At 47.3% G+C, this 18,027-nt stretch carries 18 protein-coding genes; 17 read left to right on the forward strand and 1 reads right to left on the reverse strand.

All coding sequences use genetic code 11. The annotated features are described in order from the left end of the window. The first annotated feature begins 35 nt into the window (after positions 1–35). The 6 genes from DCC85_RS03915 to DCC85_RS03940 all read left to right on the forward strand — a co-directional run bounded on the left by DCC85_RS03915 (position 36) and on the right by DCC85_RS03940 (position 4,724). Positions 36–1,394, forward strand: a complete 1,359-nt coding sequence (locus DCC85_RS03915; RefSeq protein ID WP_108464397.1) for an ABC transporter substrate-binding protein — start codon at positions 36–38, stop codon at positions 1,392–1,394. A gap of 167 nt (positions 1,395–1,561) precedes the next feature. Next, positions 1,562–2,341 (forward strand): TetR/AcrR family transcriptional regulator, encoded by a 780-nt coding sequence (locus DCC85_RS03920; RefSeq protein WP_234414334.1) that lies wholly within the window; start codon positions 1,562–1,564, stop codon positions 2,339–2,341. A 148-nt stretch (positions 2,342–2,489) separates the two neighbouring features. Further along, positions 2,490–3,434, forward strand: coding sequence for an alpha/beta fold hydrolase (locus DCC85_RS03925; protein WP_108464399.1), 945 nt, complete (start codon positions 2,490–2,492; stop codon positions 3,432–3,434). A gap of 118 nt (positions 3,435–3,552) precedes the next feature. Beyond that, on the forward strand, positions 3,553–3,741 hold the full coding sequence (locus DCC85_RS03930; RefSeq protein WP_159081772.1) for a hypothetical protein: 189 nt from the start codon (positions 3,553–3,555) through the stop codon (positions 3,739–3,741). 207 nt (positions 3,742–3,948) lie between these two features. Next, positions 3,949–4,176: a hypothetical protein gene (locus tag DCC85_RS03935; RefSeq protein WP_108464401.1), complete on the forward strand. Its 228-nt coding sequence runs from the start codon at positions 3,949–3,951 to the stop codon at positions 4,174–4,176. An 86-nt stretch (positions 4,177–4,262) separates the two neighbouring features. Next, entirely contained in the window at positions 4,263–4,724 is a 462-nt protein-coding gene (locus DCC85_RS03940) for an EVE domain-containing protein (RefSeq protein ID WP_108464402.1), read from the forward strand. A gap of 68 nt (positions 4,725–4,792) precedes the next feature. Here the strand turns inward: DCC85_RS03940 and DCC85_RS03945 are convergent, their stop codons facing one another. Then, the gene (locus DCC85_RS03945) at positions 4,793–5,188 is read right to left on the reverse strand and encodes an Imm41 family immunity protein (protein ID WP_159081773.1); all 396 of its coding nucleotides are present in this window, start codon (positions 5,186–5,188) and stop codon (positions 4,793–4,795) included. A 242-nt stretch (positions 5,189–5,430) separates the two neighbouring features. Here DCC85_RS03945 and DCC85_RS03950 point away from each other — a divergent pair, with 242 nt between their 5' ends. The 11 genes from DCC85_RS03950 (at position 5,431) to DCC85_RS04000 (ending at position 18,017) form a co-directional block, all read left to right on the forward strand. Continuing rightward, positions 5,431–5,610, forward strand: coding sequence for a hypothetical protein (locus tag DCC85_RS03950; RefSeq protein WP_159081774.1), 180 nt, complete (start codon positions 5,431–5,433; stop codon positions 5,608–5,610). A gap of 74 nt (positions 5,611–5,684) precedes the next feature. Next, a complete protein-coding gene (locus tag DCC85_RS03955) occupies positions 5,685–6,632 on the forward strand; it encodes an ABC transporter ATP-binding protein (RefSeq protein ID WP_199909971.1) in 948 nt (315 codons plus the stop codon). A gap of 24 nt (positions 6,633–6,656) precedes the next feature. Continuing rightward, the gene (locus DCC85_RS03960; RefSeq protein WP_108464405.1) at positions 6,657–7,403 is read left to right on the forward strand and encodes an ABC transporter permease; all 747 of its coding nucleotides are present in this window, start codon (positions 6,657–6,659) and stop codon (positions 7,401–7,403) included. Further along, positions 7,397–8,365 (forward strand): ABC transporter permease, encoded by a 969-nt coding sequence (locus tag DCC85_RS03965; protein ID WP_108464406.1) that lies wholly within the window; start codon positions 7,397–7,399, stop codon positions 8,363–8,365. Before DCC85_RS03960 ends, DCC85_RS03965 begins: the two co-directional genes overlap by 7 nt. A gap of 73 nt (positions 8,366–8,438) precedes the next feature. Further along, positions 8,439–11,039, forward strand: a complete 2,601-nt coding sequence (locus DCC85_RS03970; protein ID WP_108464407.1) for a winged helix-turn-helix domain-containing protein — start codon at positions 8,439–8,441, stop codon at positions 11,037–11,039. Positions 11,040–11,084: 45 nt separating this feature from the next. After that, positions 11,085–11,348: an RNA 2'-phosphotransferase gene (locus DCC85_RS03975; RefSeq protein ID WP_234414335.1), complete on the forward strand. Its 264-nt coding sequence runs from the start codon at positions 11,085–11,087 to the stop codon at positions 11,346–11,348. Between the two features lie 380 nt (positions 11,349–11,728). Then, a complete protein-coding gene (locus DCC85_RS03980) occupies positions 11,729–12,619 on the forward strand; it encodes a putative RNA methyltransferase (RefSeq protein WP_234414336.1) in 891 nt (296 codons plus the stop codon). 187 nt (positions 12,620–12,806) lie between these two features. Next, positions 12,807–13,220, forward strand: coding sequence for a hypothetical protein (locus DCC85_RS03985; RefSeq protein WP_108464408.1), 414 nt, complete (start codon positions 12,807–12,809; stop codon positions 13,218–13,220). A gap of 266 nt (positions 13,221–13,486) precedes the next feature. Beyond that, entirely contained in the window at positions 13,487–14,869 is a 1,383-nt protein-coding gene (locus DCC85_RS03990) for an amino acid permease (protein WP_108464409.1), read from the forward strand. Between the two features lie 225 nt (positions 14,870–15,094). Then, positions 15,095–16,924 carry a sensor histidine kinase gene (locus DCC85_RS03995; protein ID WP_234414337.1) on the forward strand — a complete coding sequence of 610 codons (1,830 nt, stop codon included), beginning with the start codon at positions 15,095–15,097 and terminating at the stop codon, positions 16,922–16,924. Continuing rightward, the gene (locus tag DCC85_RS04000) at positions 16,902–18,017 is read left to right on the forward strand and encodes a response regulator transcription factor (RefSeq protein ID WP_108464410.1); all 1,116 of its coding nucleotides are present in this window, start codon (positions 16,902–16,904) and stop codon (positions 18,015–18,017) included. The genes DCC85_RS03995 and DCC85_RS04000 overlap by 23 nt, the downstream gene beginning before the upstream one ends. The last annotated feature ends 10 nt before the right edge of the window (positions 18,018–18,027 follow it).

Here is an 18,027-nt window from a genome sequence, read left to right on the forward strand (position 1 = left end):
TTAATCATCTGACCATATGGAGGTTGAATAGAGAAGTGCCGATCAAACAAGTAAATCAAATGATGATCGTCGTATTATGTATACTTCTTACGGGATGCACTATCAGCAGTTCTACTAAGGAACAACAAACAAGGCACCTCAAAGTGTTGTATTCCAGTGAGGAATATTTCTATCAGGATTATGGTGATTTGTTTCAGGCGAAGTACCCGGATACCGAGATTGAAGTGGTTGAAACCCAGAATCTCGATCTTGAATCCGGCAAAGATGCCCTCAAATCGACCATTGAGAAGACGAAGCCGGATCTTCTGCTGTTGACTTCGCAGCAATATGAACAGTATGCTGCAGACGGCATGCTCACAGACCTGGATGCTCAGATTAAGAAAGACAAATACGAACTGGATGATATCAACCCTTCGATCATTGAATGCTTAAAGGAGAAGGGAAATGGGAAGCTGTATGGACTGAGTCCGAGATTTTATGCAACAGCTTTATTTTATAATCTGGATTTATTTAAAAAATACGGTGTTGAACCTCCGCATGACAATATGACCTGGGAGGAAATCCTGAACCTGGCACAGCGTTTTCCTGCGGCTGCGAACACTGCGAACGAGAAGGATCGAGTCTATGGATTTGGAACTCCTTTGGCTGAGAACAGTGTAGGCATTGCCCATCGAATCGCCTATACCCAAGGGCTGAGTACGGTGAATGCTCAGACGATGAAGGTGAACCTCACTTCAGACTCATGGAAAGAGGTCTGGAACACAGCCCTGAGGAGCGCAAGCTCAGGGGCCATATACCTTCCTGATTCCTCTAAATCGGCCGCATCGTTAGAAGATTATTATAGAAGCAACCCCTTTTTGATGGGCAAAATGGCCATGACAATTGACGACTCAAGCCTGCTGCAAAATATAAAGGGCGCAAAAAAGAGCGTGAAGGACTTCAAGGACTTCACCTTAGGCGTGGCTGCGGGACCTGTGGACCCGTTAAACCGAAATGCATCTAGAGATATGGAACTTTCGGAGATCTTCGCCATCCGTTCAGGGGCATCCGATATGAACGCGGCCTGGGATTTCATCAAGTTTGTGAATGGAAAAGAATACGCGAAGATCAAATTCAGAGTCATGAACGGAAATTTACCGGCCAGAATGGACTCTGTTCCAGGCTATGGAGAAAGTGACATCAAAGCCTTCTATACGCTTCGTCCCATTGTGGTGAAGCATGATCCCAAGCATAGAATCCCAGTCAAGGCCGATGCTAAGATTAAGGAGCTAGAACAGCTTGAAATTCAGAAGGTCGAAGAGAAACAGATTCCTTTGGATAAAGCTCTTCAGCAGATCGAGTCTGAGGGACAATTTATCCTTGACCAGGAATTGAAAAAAGCAAATCCTCTGTGAAGAGGAAAATAACCATGCCTGGATTGCCCAAGGACTCTGTCAGTATGTGCTGATGAAGTCCTTTTTTAACGTAATTGACAATATAACCCAACGTATAATATGATACCAACATACCCATTGGTATGTTGATGATAATAATTTTAAAGTTAGGCCTCGAGGTGAAGGATTTGACAGTACGGGATAAAGTTTTTCAGGCAGCCGAGCAATTAGTGAAGACGACGTCTTGTGACAGCGTTACATTTGCAGAAATAGCTAGAGCCGCTGATGTGCATTGGACGGCGGTCCGGAGGCATTTTGGCAGCAAGGAGAGAATGAGAGCATGGTTCAAGGAAAGACAACCGGTCTTTGATGCGAATCATGCGGATACGAAGTCACGTGTGCTCGAAGCCGCCGCACAGGTATTCTCAGCTCATGGTTATACGAATTCCTCGTTGGATAAGGTAGCTGAACACGCAGGGCTCAGCAAGGGGGCCGTATATTGGCACTTTGCCAGCAAGCAGGACTTGTTTCTAGCGATTTTGGAACGGAGCTATGAGCAGCAGCTTCGCTTACTGCCCGGCCAGATGCAGCAGATCCTGTCATCTGAGGATCCGATGTTCTCACTAGTAGGCTGGCTTGAATCACAATTTACTTGCCTTCAGTCTGGTGATGAGCAGTCCAAATTGTTTTTAGAGTTTTTGGTATCCGGGCGAGAGCAGGAAATAGGGGAGCGGCTGCAGTTGCTGCACAGGAACTTGATGACAGATATTGGCGTGTTCCTGCAACAAATGCAGTCTAGAGGATATCTTGCAGCCGATGTGGATTCCTACTCCTTAGCGTTGATGCTGGATGCGCTTTTAAAAGGTGTGCTTGTGGAATGGATCATGGACCCGCGTCCGGATACTTTGCAGAAGCTCATTCAGACGATTTCCAGAATTTTATGGAATGGAATTGCAGCTAAGCCGTGAGCAGCGCTGCGACAGCCCGCGATTTCTTGTGTATACAACATACTATATAGTACGTGAATGACATATTATTAGAATGTTGTTTTTGCTAAATTCATGTAAGGAGGCTCAATAAATAATAAATAGGCTTATACTCAGGAGGAGGAAGTGGATGATCGCATTATTTCTGATTGCAGCGGTGATAGCGGCACTTTACCTGTATGGGCAGTATCGGTTCCGGGCGCAAGAGGAGCAGTATCCGCCTACGGGGCAATTTGTTACGGCGGAAGGGACGAAGCTGCATTATATAAGCAAGGGGGCTGGGAGGCCGATTGTATTTCTGCATGGGGGAGTGCTTGATGGGCATGATTTTGATCATGTGCTGGAGAGGGCGGCTTCCAGCGGCTTTCGCGGAATTGCCTTCGATCGGCCTGGTTATGGTTATAGCGAGAGGCCACAGAATGAACGCGTCACCCCGATGACCCAAGCGAGGCTGCTGCATCAGGCTTTAAGCGTATTAGACATCGAGAAGCCCATCCTGGTCGCCCACTCCTGGAGTGGTGTCCTGGTCATGGCCTATGCGCTTGAATACCCGGAAGAGGTATCAGGGATTGTAACCCTAGGCGCCGGTCTTTATCCGGAAGGGTATCCTGCCGAGCAGGGAGACCCGATTTCTTCCTTGGTTACAACCCCTGTGCTGGGCAGTGCGGTGATGAATACAATGCTGGCCGTATTAGGTCCTCCTCTGGCAAATAACATGCTTAAAGAAACTTTCAAGCCTGAAGAAGTTCCCGAAGGGTATAGAGAAGCAGTACATGCTCTTTGGCTCCGCCCATCGCAATTCAGGGCGAACCGGGAGGACGTTCTAGCGTTTGTACCTGCAGCCAAGGCATTGATGGGCAGGTATAAAGAGATCAGAGTTCCTCTAGTTATTGTGATAGGAGCAGAAGATCCGTTTGAGACTAAGGAACATAGCTTCCGGCTGCACCAGGAGCTTCCCCATTCAAGGCTCATCGTGCTGCCGCAGGCTGCACATATGATTCCGCACAATCATCCGGATGCGGTGATGCGAGCCGTGCAGGAGGTAGTGGCCTCTGATTCAGATTCATCCGGTTAAAATAAATGGATAAAAAAACAATATAAATTGTTCTATACCAAATGCAGTGCCGAAGAGATGGTACTATATTGCTGATAAACCATGGAAAATTAGATAGGTGAACGGTGGTGTTTTTAAGATGAGCGAAACAGCAGTTCGGAATTTTACCCAGGATGATTTTCAGCAGCTGGGAGACTTGTACCATGCCGTGACGTCTAGCGGTAACGCCGTGTTCTGGTGGGTTGGAGAAGAGGAGAATTGGCCGAATGGGTTTGTAGCGATTGAGGGGGCACACATAGTGGCTAAAGGGCAGGTTAGTTATTATTAACGCGATTTCAGCAGGAAGTCCCCAAGAGAGCAAACACTATATTTATCTTAATTTAAAAACAATTCCTCAAAGAGAGCGCGACTACGCCCTGTATGATCTTCTATACGAGTGTTTGCTGAATCGGGCCTATGAGTTACGAGACACATTATCTCCAACTTACAGAACAATGATAGGGATAGGGAGTCAGTCAACTGAAGACGCTGGAAGATGGACTCCGAGGATCACCTGAAGGAATACTTAGAAATAGACGCAGAGATTTGGCCCGAAGCGCCAATTGGGCCTGAGAGGCTGATCCAAGTCCAGAAGAACTCTTCGTGGACTGCTTTTATCGTCAGAGACAATAATAACGCCTTGCTTGGAAGTGTTATGGCCTGGGTAGTGAAGAAGGCGATGCAAGGCGGGCTGAGCGCTATTTCTCGGTCAGAACACTACTGACATGCTGTTGTCAGTAGTGTTCTTGTATGCTTCTTCATAAGAGTTGCAAGTGAACTGCAATAGAAATGAAGAAGGAAGAGATGCTAATGATACCAAGTGAAAAAATACAGCAAACTCGCTACTGGATTGGCGTTGTATCTGCTTCTCATGTAAAACGGGGGGTACAGGGCGGATTTGCTCAGCTTTGCCATGGCAAAGCAGCACCTTTGCGCCGGATGAAGCCCGGGGATTGGCTAATCTACTATTCTCCACGCACGGATTTATTGAAGGGAGAGCCGCTTCAAGCCTTTACTGCCATTGGACAGGTTGAAGATGACCGGGTCTACGAATATCCCATGTCGGAATCCTTTGTTCCTTTCCGCCGGAATATCCGTTACCTCCCGTGCCGTGAAGTAAAGATTGCCGTGTTATTGGACGAACTTAACCTTACACGGGGCAAGCGAAGCTGGGGATATGCCTTCCGCTATGGCCAGGTTGAGATTGAGGAAGAGGATTTTCTGACGATTGCTCGTTCGATGCTGGGCGATACGGTGATTCCAGTGAAATGAAATCGCGATGTCACGAAAGTAAGACTATGGCGTATGTGAGCCAGAATGTCAGGTGAGGAACGAATTCGTCATTCTGCGGGCTGGTTACCATCCTGCGGACTCTTCAGTTCGAACATTTCTTCTTTAAACAGATGACCCCTAATAAACCCTTTATAGGCATACTCTAGGCGTTCTATGTAGAGCGAAAGGTCCTCAATCGGAAGATGAGAAATCGTGTACAGGTCCGTCGGATGAAAGTTCCATATGAAACTTTTCAGAATATAGTCATAGGTATGGCAGACCATTTCGGCAAGGTCCCTATCTAACGCTCCGTGGTCCTTAGTTAGACGGGTTAACTCGATGAGCGAATTGTAATAATCCCAGAAGGCAGGTTCGCTGAACTCTGACCTTTCATGAAGACTATAGATAAAGCTGCCCTCACGGCCGTGGAAGTTGTCTAGTAGTACTTGGGGAACTGACTGCAAGATTCACACCTGCCTCACTTTGCTGAATTTCATTGATCGCTGGATCGTATGTATTATAACATGGATTATGATAGACAGACGTATTGCAGTTCTGGAGGAGGAGATGAGGATTAGCCCCCTTTTAAGTTGATTGGACCAATGCACAAAGGGGCGATCCAAGGTATGATTTTGCCTGGTCATGGTTTCTGAAGAAGCTCTATGTTTCGGAAGAGCATGCCGAAGTGTTTCGTTCTGCATATCTAATGACACATACTTATGAGCAGAGAGAGCTTGAGTCATTTGAAGCGCTGGCTTGCCTGCGCTGGATGATGCTGCAGAGGAGAGGTGGCGTTCCGCTGGAGCCTGGCATGAGGGAGAAGGTGAAGGCTTTTATAGGGAATCACTCAATCTTACGGGAAGCCGGACTATTTACGAATTTATAAATAAATCAACCTCCCAATCAACCGGATGGTTGATTTTTTTGTGCTGTCTTTCAGGGTAGCATGGAGTCAGGGAGATGATTGATTTGGAAAAGATACTTACTGTGCGCGGGCTGACCAAGAGCTTCAAAGAACACAAGGTGCTCAAAGGGATTAGCTTTGAGGTGGGCCGCGGGGAAATCTTATGTTTCCTTGGACCGAACGGGGCCGGGAAGAGCACTACGATTCATATCTTGACGGCGGCCTTACAAAGCGACGAGGGGGAGGTGCTCTACAAGGGCCAGGATATCGGCAAGCAGCTGCGCAGCTACAAGAAGCAGCTTGGTGTAGTACCGCAGGAAATCGCGCTTTATGAGGAACTGTCTGCCGAGCGGAATGTGCTCTTCTTCGCTTCGCTGTATGGACTGCGTGGCCAGGAACTCGCAAGGGCAGCCGAAGAGGCACTGGAACTAGCCGGGTTAACAGATCGGCGGCATGACAAGGTTAAGACCTTCTCGGGGGGGATGAAGCGCCGGCTGAACATTGCTTGTGCTGTCGCTCATAAGCCAGAACTAGTCATTATGGATGAACCTACTGTTGGCATTGATCCTCAGTCCCGTAACCATATTCTAGATTGCATACAAAGGCTTAGGCATAACGGAATGACGGTGCTTTATACAACGCACTACATGGAGGAAGTAGAGGCCATATCGACCCGTATTATCATTATGGATCACGGCGCTATTATTGCCGAGGGAACCAAGGAATCGCTTAAGGAAGACATCCGGGATGAACAGAGATATTTCATTGAGGTTGAAGAGATAAATGCGGTACAGGAAGATGAATTTTACAGCATTGAGGGCGTCAAGTCGATCCATATCAAGGACCATGTCATTGAGGTCGTGTCTCTCAAGAATATTGAGAATTTGGACAGTGTGATCGCTCTCTTCTCCGATAAAAAGGTCAAAATCCGCAATATTGCTACAGCGTCGGCAAGCCTGGAAACGGTGTTCTTAAAGCTTACTGGACGTAAGCTGCGGGATTGAGACGAGAGGAAAAGGGGGAGAACAATGAGCGGTTTTATTCAGATTTTTAAAATGGATATGAAGAACATGGTCAGGAATCCGGTTCTAGTTAGCCTCAATACCGTATTTAATATTCTGCTGATTCTGATCATGGGCTTTCTTACAAGCGGCGCTTATGCGAAGGCTTCGGACGCGTATAACTATTATGCGGTAAGCCTTCTGATCTACGCCATGTTGAACGGGGCGATGACGGCAACCAATGCTTTTATGGAACGGGATATCAAAAAGCCGAATCTGCGGATCATTCATTCACCGGTCGGCAAATTCCCTATTTATTTCTCCAAAATCGCGGCATCCAGTCTGTTCAATTATATTTGCCATCTGCTTGTCTTGGGTACGGTGATCCCTCTGCTCCAGCTTGATATCGGCGGGCGCAATATCGGGTTTATCCTCCTATTAATGGCCCCGATTGAGTTTGCGGCTTGTGCATTTGGCATCATGCTTTGCTGCGTTTTCAAATCAGAAGAAGGGGCAAGTACGCTGGTTAGCAGTGCTCTTAACATTTTAGCTTTTCTAGGGGGAACCTTTTTTTCCTGGGATGGGATGGGCGGAGCGATGGCCTGGATTTCCCGATTATCGCCCGTGAAGTGGCTGGCGGACGCCTTTTTTGCAATTATATTTGATGCGAATCTTAGTGTGGTATGGCCTGTGCTTACGGGAAGTGTGATATTGTCCCTTCTGTTCGTGCTAGGCTGTATGAAGCTGTTTAAAGCGGAGGACTACTTATGCTAACTGTATTAATTAATAATTATTGCCGCATGCTCAAGCGCCTCCCAATGATATTAACCATGATCGGGATGATGCTGGCGATGATCGTTCTGGCTATTTATGTAACCAGCGAGCAGCAGGTCAAAGCGCATATTGTGTATATTCATCCAACAGATAATGCGCCCACAAGCTCCGACGATTTAGATATTACCGTTATGGAACAGGAGCCGCCGTTATCCGCCTTGGTCCGGCACCAATATGATGCTTATGTCGTCAACCGTGGGGAGGGGCAGTACGAAATTACAACCCTTAAGAATGAGAAGTTTAAGGCGATGCTGCTGAGCCTCTTACAACATCGGGATCCTGGCAAAGCGGGTGCTGAAGGAGAAAGGGGAATCGGCGAGAATATTATCGGTTTTTTGATGATGTTTTTGCTGGTAGGTTCCTTTATGTATTTGTTCACTTTTGCAGAGGATAAAGAAAAGGGACAGTTATCCCGGGTGACCGCATCGCCGATTTCCCTAGCGAGCTACCTCTTAGCTCACTGCATCTATTGCCTGACGATGTTCTTGCCGATCTATGCGGGGCTGGTAATGATGAAGCTGGTAGCGGGAGTTGATATTGGCTTTAATCTCTTGCAGTACGGTTTACTTATTTTCATCATGAGCATCCTGGGGATCTCCTTTGCTCTATTACTCAATATGCTATTTAACAAGCCGGATAATGCCATGATGCTGGGAAATAGTATTCTGGCGCTGACTTCGGTCCTGGCGGGCAGCTTCTATGCCTTCAGCAGGGATAATCCGATCCTGGACCGCATCATTTCTATTTTGCCTCAAAGGCAGTTGTTGATATTCGCTGAAGGTATGGCCAATCACAGGGCTTGGACACATGTGGGTTCGTTAATTTATGTTGTCCTGATTGCGGTAATCTTCTTTGTCATCTCGGTGTTGAAGCTGCAGAAGCAATATGTTAGAAGGCACTAATGCTCTTGTAAATGCTGCAATCAAGGCCTACAATCAAGTTAAAAATTGCTAAGAAGGGTCATTATACATCCCTATGAAATATGAAGATACACATGACTTGGTGCTGCTATCCACAAAACTGAAAATGCCCGCCCCGCGTAGGAATTATATTGCAAGACATGAATTGTTTGCACAGCTTCAGAGTTCCCGTGAAATGAAGGTCATCTATATTATGGGGGCCGCAGGCATGGGCAAGACGACACTGATCTCCTCGTTTATTACGGAGCAGGCTCCTCAGCATACAGCTTGGCTGTCGCTCGATGAGGGAAATAACCATGTGTTTTCCTTCTGGCATTATTTTATAGCAGCGGTTGGGGAATTCCTTGGGGAGGAGCTGGAGGATATTTTATCTCTGCTGCGCTCGAGCATTGACAAAGCACATGTGGAGAGTCTGCTCACCCTCGTCATTAATCGCCTTTGCTGTGACCAGGATTATTACGTGGTGCTGGATGACATGCATTGTATTCACAATAAGGCACTTCTTGATAGTCTGGAGTTTTTCTTGAAATCCATGCCGGATAATCTTCATCTAATTATGCTGTCCAGAGAGAACCCTGTATTTTATTTGGGAGAGTTCGCAGTTTCAGGACAGCTGCTTTTTATAGATGGAAGCAAACTGCGTTTGTCCCATGAGGAAGGCCTTCGCTTTCTCAAAGAGACCCTGCAGCTCTCTGCTAGTGATGAGGAGCTTCATCAAATGAATGATGCTGCCGAAGGTTGGGTAGGCGGCTTGCAGCTTGTAGCCGCAGCAGGCGGGGCCTGCAAGGGTCTGCTGCACGCGGCGGGCAGCGGCATCACAGCCGATTACCTTACGCGTGAGGTGTTCAGGCTGCTGACAGAGGAAGAGCGTAATTTTCTGACGACAACCTGTATTTTAGCGTATTTTGACGAGGAGCTATGCAGGCATTTGCAAGTTGGGGCGGATTTTCATAACATGGTCCAAATCCTGAGCGATAAGAATCTGTTTATTACTTGTATTAACGAGGAGAAAGGGATCTATCGCTATCATAATATTCTGGGCGAATATTTAATGCAGCAATTTATGACCCTTCCTAAGCCGGTTCAAGTAGAGCTCCATCAAGCAGCCTCAGAGATTCTGGAGCGTAGAGGCGACAAAGGAGAAGCTCTTCGTCATCTGTTCATCGCGGAGGAATTTGAGCGGGCTAAGCAGATCTTATGCAGGATGGAAGAAACGGTGGAGACGTGGTTTTGGATAGATAAGCTGCCGCTTCATGTTCTGATCTCTAATATTAATCTGGCAGTCCAGTGTCTGATGTATAACATTAGCAGCCTCCAGCTTGCCCGCAGCCGTGAGATTTGCAGTGCGCTTGAGGAGAAATACAAGGGGGACGAGATATTAAAGGGACTGCAAAATATTAGTCTGTACATCGGTGACGGAAGAAATGATCCTACCCTGGCCATCTTATTGACGCTTCAGCAAATTGAAGACTTGGAGCTCAGCCCGGTAACGCAGTCACTGCTGCTGATTGAGAATGCCAATATTTCTCTAACGCAGCATAATTACACACAATGTGAGGAATTTGCGGATCGTGCTCTGGAAATCGGGGGCAGGGCCAACATCTGTATGGATTACTATGCACTGTCTTCCAAAGCGCAGCTCATGGAGGAGATGGGCAGATTCAATGAGAGCTTAGCCACTTATGCCCGGATGGAGAGTCTGCTGCACTCTTCCACGATGATGGATGCCTTGGGCTACAATTACTATATAGGAAGTATTGGCGTGTATCATAAGCGCATGGACGAAGCTCGGGCGAAAGAGGCTCTGGAAGCGACAAGCCGAATCATAAGCAGCCGCGTTGTTCCGTCTTTTATGGTGGAACTGGGTTATGAATACCATCAGGCTGAATATGAGCTGCTATTTGGCAATGCACAGAAGGGTGCGCGAGTAGTGGATAAAATGCTGGAGGGTTATTTTTCAAAGGACATTTTACAGCTTGATCGATTGTTAAGCCTCTTATATACGATGGGTTTACTGAAAACAGAAGTGGCTGAATGGTTTATACAGGAATTTAGGCTTCAGGGTGCCGAGAAAGGGACGCTCGGTGCGCAGTTGTTATTTGCCCGAATGTTAGCCGACAAAGGTGAAATGGAGACGGCCATGCAGCATATAGACCATGTGCTTGCTTTCTCAAGGGCTCATAAGAATCGGCTCCGCCTGGTTGAAGCCAGTTTATTGAAAATCAGGCTGCTGGTCACAAGCGGCTGCGGCAAAACGCGAACGATCGAAAATTATCTCCAGGAGGCCCTGCACTATGCCCGGGACAACGAGATTCTTCAGCCCTTCTTCTTGGAGCGAACGGTATTAAGTTCACTTCTTCCCATCATCAATTCATCCACGGCCGTGGATCTGAATGAAGGTGAACAGCAGTTCCTGAAGGATGTGACCAGGATTTGTACAATTCCTCACCAGACAAATACCAAGGAAATAGTAAGTGCAAGAGAACTTGAGGTACTCGCCGAGCTTGCCGCCGGGTTAACGAATTCTGAAATCGCAAATCGGCTGTGTATCTCCCTTGCTACGGTAAAAACCCATATCGTTAATATATTCGGCAAGCTTGAAGTTTCCAACCGGCTGGCCGCGGTGCAGGAAGCTAAAAGAAAAGGCCTGATATGATGTAATTAGACTATAAGGTTGCGACAGAAGATGGAGGTGAATGAAGTGTTAGCTCCGAATACAGAGAAAAGCTTGAGCAAGCTGATGACCAAGCTGCTTAGGCATACGCCGGAGGAGTTTGGTATTGTCCTAGACCCTGAGGACGGGTCATGCCGGATGGAGGAGCTGTTAGAGGCTCTTCAGAAGGAGCGGAAGTGGGCATGGCTTCAGCGGGAGGATGTGGAAGAGGTGGTCCGGAACTCCGACAAGCAGCGCTTCGAGATTAGGGGCGACCGCATCAGAGCCAGATATGGCCACAGTCACGGGTAAGGTAAGATATGCTCCGGCCGAGCCGCAGAGGAGAACTAGCGATGCTCAAGATCGATGCGTTAAGTGCGAAGCAGTCGGGCGTTACCTTTTATTATGCGGGGAACGAGGAGTAAAATGGGTGCATGGCTAGTTCTATGCATTATGGAGGCTACAGGCTGACTGGCCCTGGGCCTCTATGTTATATTAATAGGGAGCGACTAATGCTCTATCTACTGCTTGCTAAAGAGGTGTGACTTACAATGATCATCAAATTCATTCGTTTACGTTAATGAGAGGTACAGTTAATTAGGCTCAAGTCATTTTTTTTGTTATGGTGACATGGGTTTATTTCACTGTGCCTTTTTCATTTGCTATTCTAACGAATGAATGAGGTGATTAGGATGACTAATATAGATAAGATGTGCCTGATCTCGGAGTATGCGCACATGTTTGTATGCCCTATATGCAGAACTCCGATGAAGGCTGATGAAGACAACAGCTTGGTCTGCAGCGAGCGCCACTGCTTTGATATCGCCAAGCGGGGATATGTGAACCTGCTGCCCCATGCGGCGAAGACGAAATATGACAAGGCATTGTTCAAATCACGCAGAAGGCTGAGTGAAGCGGGCTGCTTTGATATTTTAACGGCGGAAATCGCTGAGATGGTCATGGAGCATGGCCTTGCTGAAGCTGAAGAAGGACCGGCAGTCGTCATGGACGCCGGGTGCGGAGAAGGCGCGCTGTTACGAAATATCCAGCAAAGACTCTTAGCACAAGGGCAATACGGCAGTATGCTGGGGATTGGCGTGGATATATCTAAGGAAGGCATAACTATGGCTGCTGGGGGTAATCCCCAGATGCTGTGGTGCGTTGCTGATCTCGCCAAGTGTCCCATAGCGGACAAGCGGATTCATCTTTTGCTGAATATTCTATCGCCGTCCAACTATGCAGAATTTCATAGAATGCTTGCAGATCGTGGCATGATTCTTAAAGTGATTCCCGGCAGCAAGTATCTGCAAGAGCTTAGAGATATATTTTATAAACAGACAGACAGGGCGGTATATTCTAATCAGAGAACGCTGGATCTGTTTCAGCGCAGCTTTGAGCTGGAGGAGATTCGTCCAGTCAGGTACACTCTTGTTTTAGAGAATCAGCATTTGGAAGCGCTGATCCATATGACTCCGCTATCCTGGGGCGTGTCGCCTGAGCTTGTGCAGCAGGTGGTGATGCGGCGCCAATTTGAGGTGACTTTCGATTACCTGATCCTGCTCGGGAGAAAGAAGAAGAATTAATATGATTTAGATAAATAGACATAAAGGACTCTGCTAAACAAAATTTAGCAGGGTCCTTTTGATGTCGAGCCTGTATTTATAGTACAAAAGAAATCCACTTAAATTTTATTTAAAAACTAGTTTACTTTTCTGGGATGAAAAGGTAGGATGATAGTGTACTATAAACCAATATTTGGGAGGTAGCTTAATGAAAAAGATTTCTGCTCTTACTCTTTCCGTTCTGCTGATCTTCACGGTTCTGGCGTCCAGTGCAAGTGCTGCCACAAGGCTTTGGTCCTTCAATACGACCATAGGGGCTAAAGAAAGCATAGATTCCGGCTATATTAGCATAGATTCTAGTACGGTTAAAACGTATATTACGCAAATGAATTATCCTAATGGCCCAGGTCTGGTGCCGATCGTTGAATTTAAGCTTTATAAGAAAGGACTTTTCTTTGATACGCTTGTGGATAGCTTTAGTCTGAACCAGGAGCTGAACCACGGCACTTTAATCAAGACCTTGAAGACAGATGGAAGCGGCAAGTATAAATTTGTTGTAACGAACGGTAACCCTGCAAATAAGACATTCGCCATCAATGGTTACTTGCAGACCGGGGATTGATTCATTTGAAATAAACACAGACAAGCTTACGCGCCTTTTTTAAAGGCCTGCGTGGGCTTTTTTTTGTTAACTGGAAAGTTTGGTTACACTATAGGCCAGGAAATCCCTAAAGATTTCTGTTGTAATTCCAACTGCTTTATCATACAATTTTCCTAACTTGCTTTGACGCAATGAAACGTCAATGCGCATAAGTGACGTGACAAGAATAGGAAGAAAAGCTTCCTGATCTTAATAATCATGAAGATAACTAAGAGGAGGAGCTTCTTGTGGAGTCCAAGCAATTAACTAGAGGGTTGAAGCCAAGGCATATTGAGCTGATCGCGCTCGGAGGCACGATTGGTGTAGGGTTGTTCATGGGGTCAGCAAGCACGATTAAGTGGGCAGGTCCATCAGTGCTGCTGGCTTATCTCCTAGCCGGAATCATCATGTTTTTCGTGATGCGCACCATGGGAGAGATGCTGCTCCTTGAGCCGGTAACCGGGTCCTTTGCAACGTTCGCCCATAAGTACATCAGCCCGCTCGCGGGTTTCCTGACGGCCTGGAGTTATTGGTTCCTGTGGGTTACGGTTGGCATGGCCGAAGTGACGGCAATCGGCATCTATGTAGGGTATTGGTTCCCGGATATTCCGCAGTGGTTGCCGGCTTTAGCTGGGGTAGGAATTATTGCCGCTGCCAACCTGGCTGCGGTCAAGTTCTACGGTGAATTTGAGTTCTGGTTCGCATTGGTTAAGATTGTAGCTATTGTTGTGATGCTGGTGCTGGGAACCGGAATGATCTTCTTCGGTCTTGGTAACGGTTGGGAACCTATCGGCTTATCTAATCTTTACAGCCATGGCGGCTTCTTTGCAGGGGGACTCAAGGGATTTCTCTTTGCTCTCTGTATTGTAACGGCCGCCTATCAGGGCATTGAGATGGTAGGTATTACAGCTGGCGAGGCGGACGAGCCCAAGCAAACCCTTCGTAAGGCGATTAAAAATATTATCTGGCGCATTCTGATTTTCTATGTTGGAGCCATCTTTGTGATCGTGACGATTTATCCATGGAACCAGGTGGGTGAGATCGGAAGCCCGTTTGTGCTTACCTTTTCTAAGGTCGGCATCCTTGCTGCAGCGGGGATCATCAATTTCGTGGTCCTTACAGCTGCCATGTCAGGCTGCAACAGCGGGATTTACAGTGCAGGCAGAATGCTGTTCACCCTAGCCAAGAATGGACAGGCTCCGAAGTTCTTTGGCAAGGTTTCAAAGAGCGGTGTGCCTCGGAACAGCATCCTTACGACCATTGCCCTGCTGCTGATCGGCGTGCTGTTCAACTATATTGCGCCTGATTCAAAGCTGTTCCTGTATATTTACAGTGCGAGCATCCTTCCAGGCATGGTGCCTTGGTTTGCTCTTGTGATCAGTCAGTTCAAGTTCAGAAGAAGATGGAAGGATCAGATGGACGCGCATCCGTTCAAATCCCGATTTTTCCCGGTCAGCAACTATATCACCATCGTGTTTTTGGCTTTCGTCATTCTCGGCATGTGGTTCAACCCGGACACTCGATTGTCTTTAATTGTCGGAGCTTCCTTTATGGCGATTGTCATCGTGGGATATTTTGTTTTTGGATTATACAAACGACCGTATAATAAGGACGAACAACAAACGGAATAAAGACAAACCATTGATTCTTGGGCGACTTCAGGGCAATCCTGGAGCCGCTTATTTTTTACATGCTAATCAGCGCAATGTGAATTAACAATTAATAGAATTTAAGGGCTGAATGGGGCAAAATTTAGTTCGAATGTAGGATTTAGAAGTTAGCATCATAATTCGTCTACTCCTTAACGAAGCAGTTATGTTAACATGATGAATATTCTTAGGCGTCGGGGGACGATCATGTTGAATCTCTTTTCCTTTGTGCAAAAGTGGTTTGGTCAGCTTCATTTTAAGAGTAAGGTTATTGTCCTGTTTCTTCCGCTCATTATCCTCTCACTGCTGATTCTCGGCATCTGGTCCAGCCAGATCTTCAGCCGCTCCTTGATCGAGCGAACGACCAGTAATGTTGCGGATGAATCTCAGCTCATTTTGTCGCGGACCGATTATATTTTCAGCAGCGTGGAGACGGCATCGAACATTATGGTCACTAACATCAACCGGCTTTACGAATCAAGCAGCCTATCATCTCAAGACTCTTCTGTTGCGAGGATTCGGTTCGGCAATCTCATGCAGAGCCGTCTATCCATCGATGTATCGATTTTCCGAGAAGTCGATGGCGCAGTATTTGTCGATACGGAAGGAACCATTTATTCTTCGTACGATGAGAAAGGGGACAAGCACCGGATATGGAATAAGGTGTTATTGAATAAAGACACGGATAGTTATGGAACCGCTTCCTGGATGGGGATGGAGCAGAGGGATTATCTTACGCCGGATCAGAACTCTCCGATTTTGACTTTACGGAAGACCGTCATTAACATCGATACGGGTGAACCCTACGGCACGCTGTTCCTTATGGTGAAAGAGAAACGATTGTCAGCTTATTTGCATTCCGGCGATTCATCGGCCCCGAAGGCGTATTATTTTCTTGATCATGACAACCAGATTGTAGTTGCAGCAGATCGGGACACATTAATGCGGCCTGCAGATGCTGGTCTCGCTGAAGCGATGCAGCAGTGCAGGTTGGAATTGTCGCAGAGTACTTGCTCAATCAAGGATAACGGTAATTTGATTACTGTAATGAATTATGATCGAATGGGCTGGAAATTGGTGAACGTGGTTTCGCTCAGCTTGCTTACGGCTGATGTGCGGCAAAATGTCAGATTGATGATATGGATCGGCCTGTTCTGTCTTGTATTCTCTCTGTTTGGAGCAAGCTTCCTCTCCCGAATGGTCGTGAGCCCGCTCGAACAGTTGGCGAGGGCCATGCGTAAGGTCGTTAATGGGGATATTCACACGGTTGCACCTGTGCGAACGAAGGATGAGATTGGCATGATTGGCGAAGCCTTTAATTTTATGGTAGGACGGGTTCGGGAGCTGCTGGATGCTGTCAGGCAAGAGCAGAACCACAAGCGGGAGTATGAACTCGCACTGATGAGCGCTCAGATCAAGCCGCATTTTCTATACAATACGCTGGATACGATCTATGCACTGAACGAACTGGAACGATATGATGAGGCCAAGGATACGACCAAAGCGCTTGCGGACTTTTATAGAATGGCGCTGAATAAAGGAAGAGAGCTGGTCATTTTAGAGCAGGAGGTCCGGATAACTGATGATTACTTGTCCATTCTGCAGGTTCGTTATCCGGATGTATTTCGTTATGAGATAGATATTCCGCCGGAGCTTACCGGAACGCCGATCCCTAAGCTGTCCCTTCAGCCTATAGTCGAGAACGCGATTTACCACGGTCTGAAGGAGAAAGGGGTCAAAGGGATTATTCGAATCTCTGCCTTTACTCAGGACTACAAGGTGATCGTGCGTGTGGAGGACAATGGAGTAGGAATGAACGAGGAGAAGGTGAAAGCCATTATGTCGAGGCATCTGCATGAGGAAGGGGCACGCTCGATCGGAACTTATAGTGTGCAGAGGCGGCTTAGCCTGTATTTTGGCGAGGAATATGGGCTTACGGTATATAGTGCTGTAGGAGAAGGAACACGGGTGGACCTGTCTCTGCCCATGCAGAACATAGGGAGTGAACCAGAAGATGTATCGAGTAATGATTGTTGATGATGAGCCGCTGTTCCGCGACTTTCTTCGGATTAAGATGGATTGGGAAAGCCTAGGCTTTCAGGTGTGCTGCGAAGCAAGGAATGGTCAAGAGGCTCTGTTGGAAGCTGAGAAGCATAAGCCGCATTTGGCGCTGGTTGACATTAACATGCCGTTTATGGATGGAATTGAGCTTGCGCAGAAGCTGAAGGTAAGATTCGAGCGTACAGTGATTGTATTTGTCTCCGGCCATAATGAATTTGAATATCTGCAGCAGGCGGTACGTACTGGGGTTAAAGATTATCTGCTTAAGCCGTTTGACGCGGAAGAGCTGGTCGCTATGTTGAACCGGATTAAGCCGGAGCTGCCCAATCTTCCTCAAGAAGGACTAAGCGATCAGGAAGAGCAAGCGGAGGGAACTTGGCCTAGCAGATCGGCAGCCCCTGCAGCCCCAGACCTTGGCAGCTTACGGGATGCGGTCATTATGGGGCTCCGCATGAGGGACAGCGAGGCGCTGGACGAGGTGCGCAAGGCGGTTCGTCAGCTGCGCGGATATCCTTGGAGGGATGAATACGCGGATGCGATGCTGATAGGAATACTATCCCTGGCTATGTCTTTTGCAAGTGAGCGGGGGATTCCCTATGATCAGCTCTGGGATGGGGCAGATACCACGTCTCCTTACCATCTACTGCGCGGATTGAATAACTGGGAAGAGGCCGAAGAATGGGTGGTCTCCTTGTACCGCAGACTGATCCTGTTGATGGATGATCTTCGTCCTACTAAGGCATCCCAACTGTTTGCAGCAGCGATTGCTTACATTGAGGAGCATTACTCGGACCCCGGGCTTTCTGCGGAGCAGGTTTCGAATGGAGTCTTTGTAGATCCGAGCTATCTAAGGCGTGTCTTCCGGAAGGAGTCGGGCTATTCGATCGTAGAGCATATCACGCATATTCGTCTGAAGAAGGCTAAGGAGCTGATGCTAACCGGCAATCGAAAGCTATCGGAGGTTGCTGAATTAGTTGGCTATAGCGATCCAAATTACTTCAGCAAGTCTTTTAAAAAGCGCTTTGGCATGACGCCGACAGAGTATGAGCAGCTGAAGAAAAAATACTAAGAACGGATTC

This window comes from Paenibacillus sp. CAA11 (assembly GCF_003060825.1).
Taxonomy (GTDB): Bacteria; Bacillota; Bacilli; order Paenibacillales; family Paenibacillaceae; genus Fontibacillus.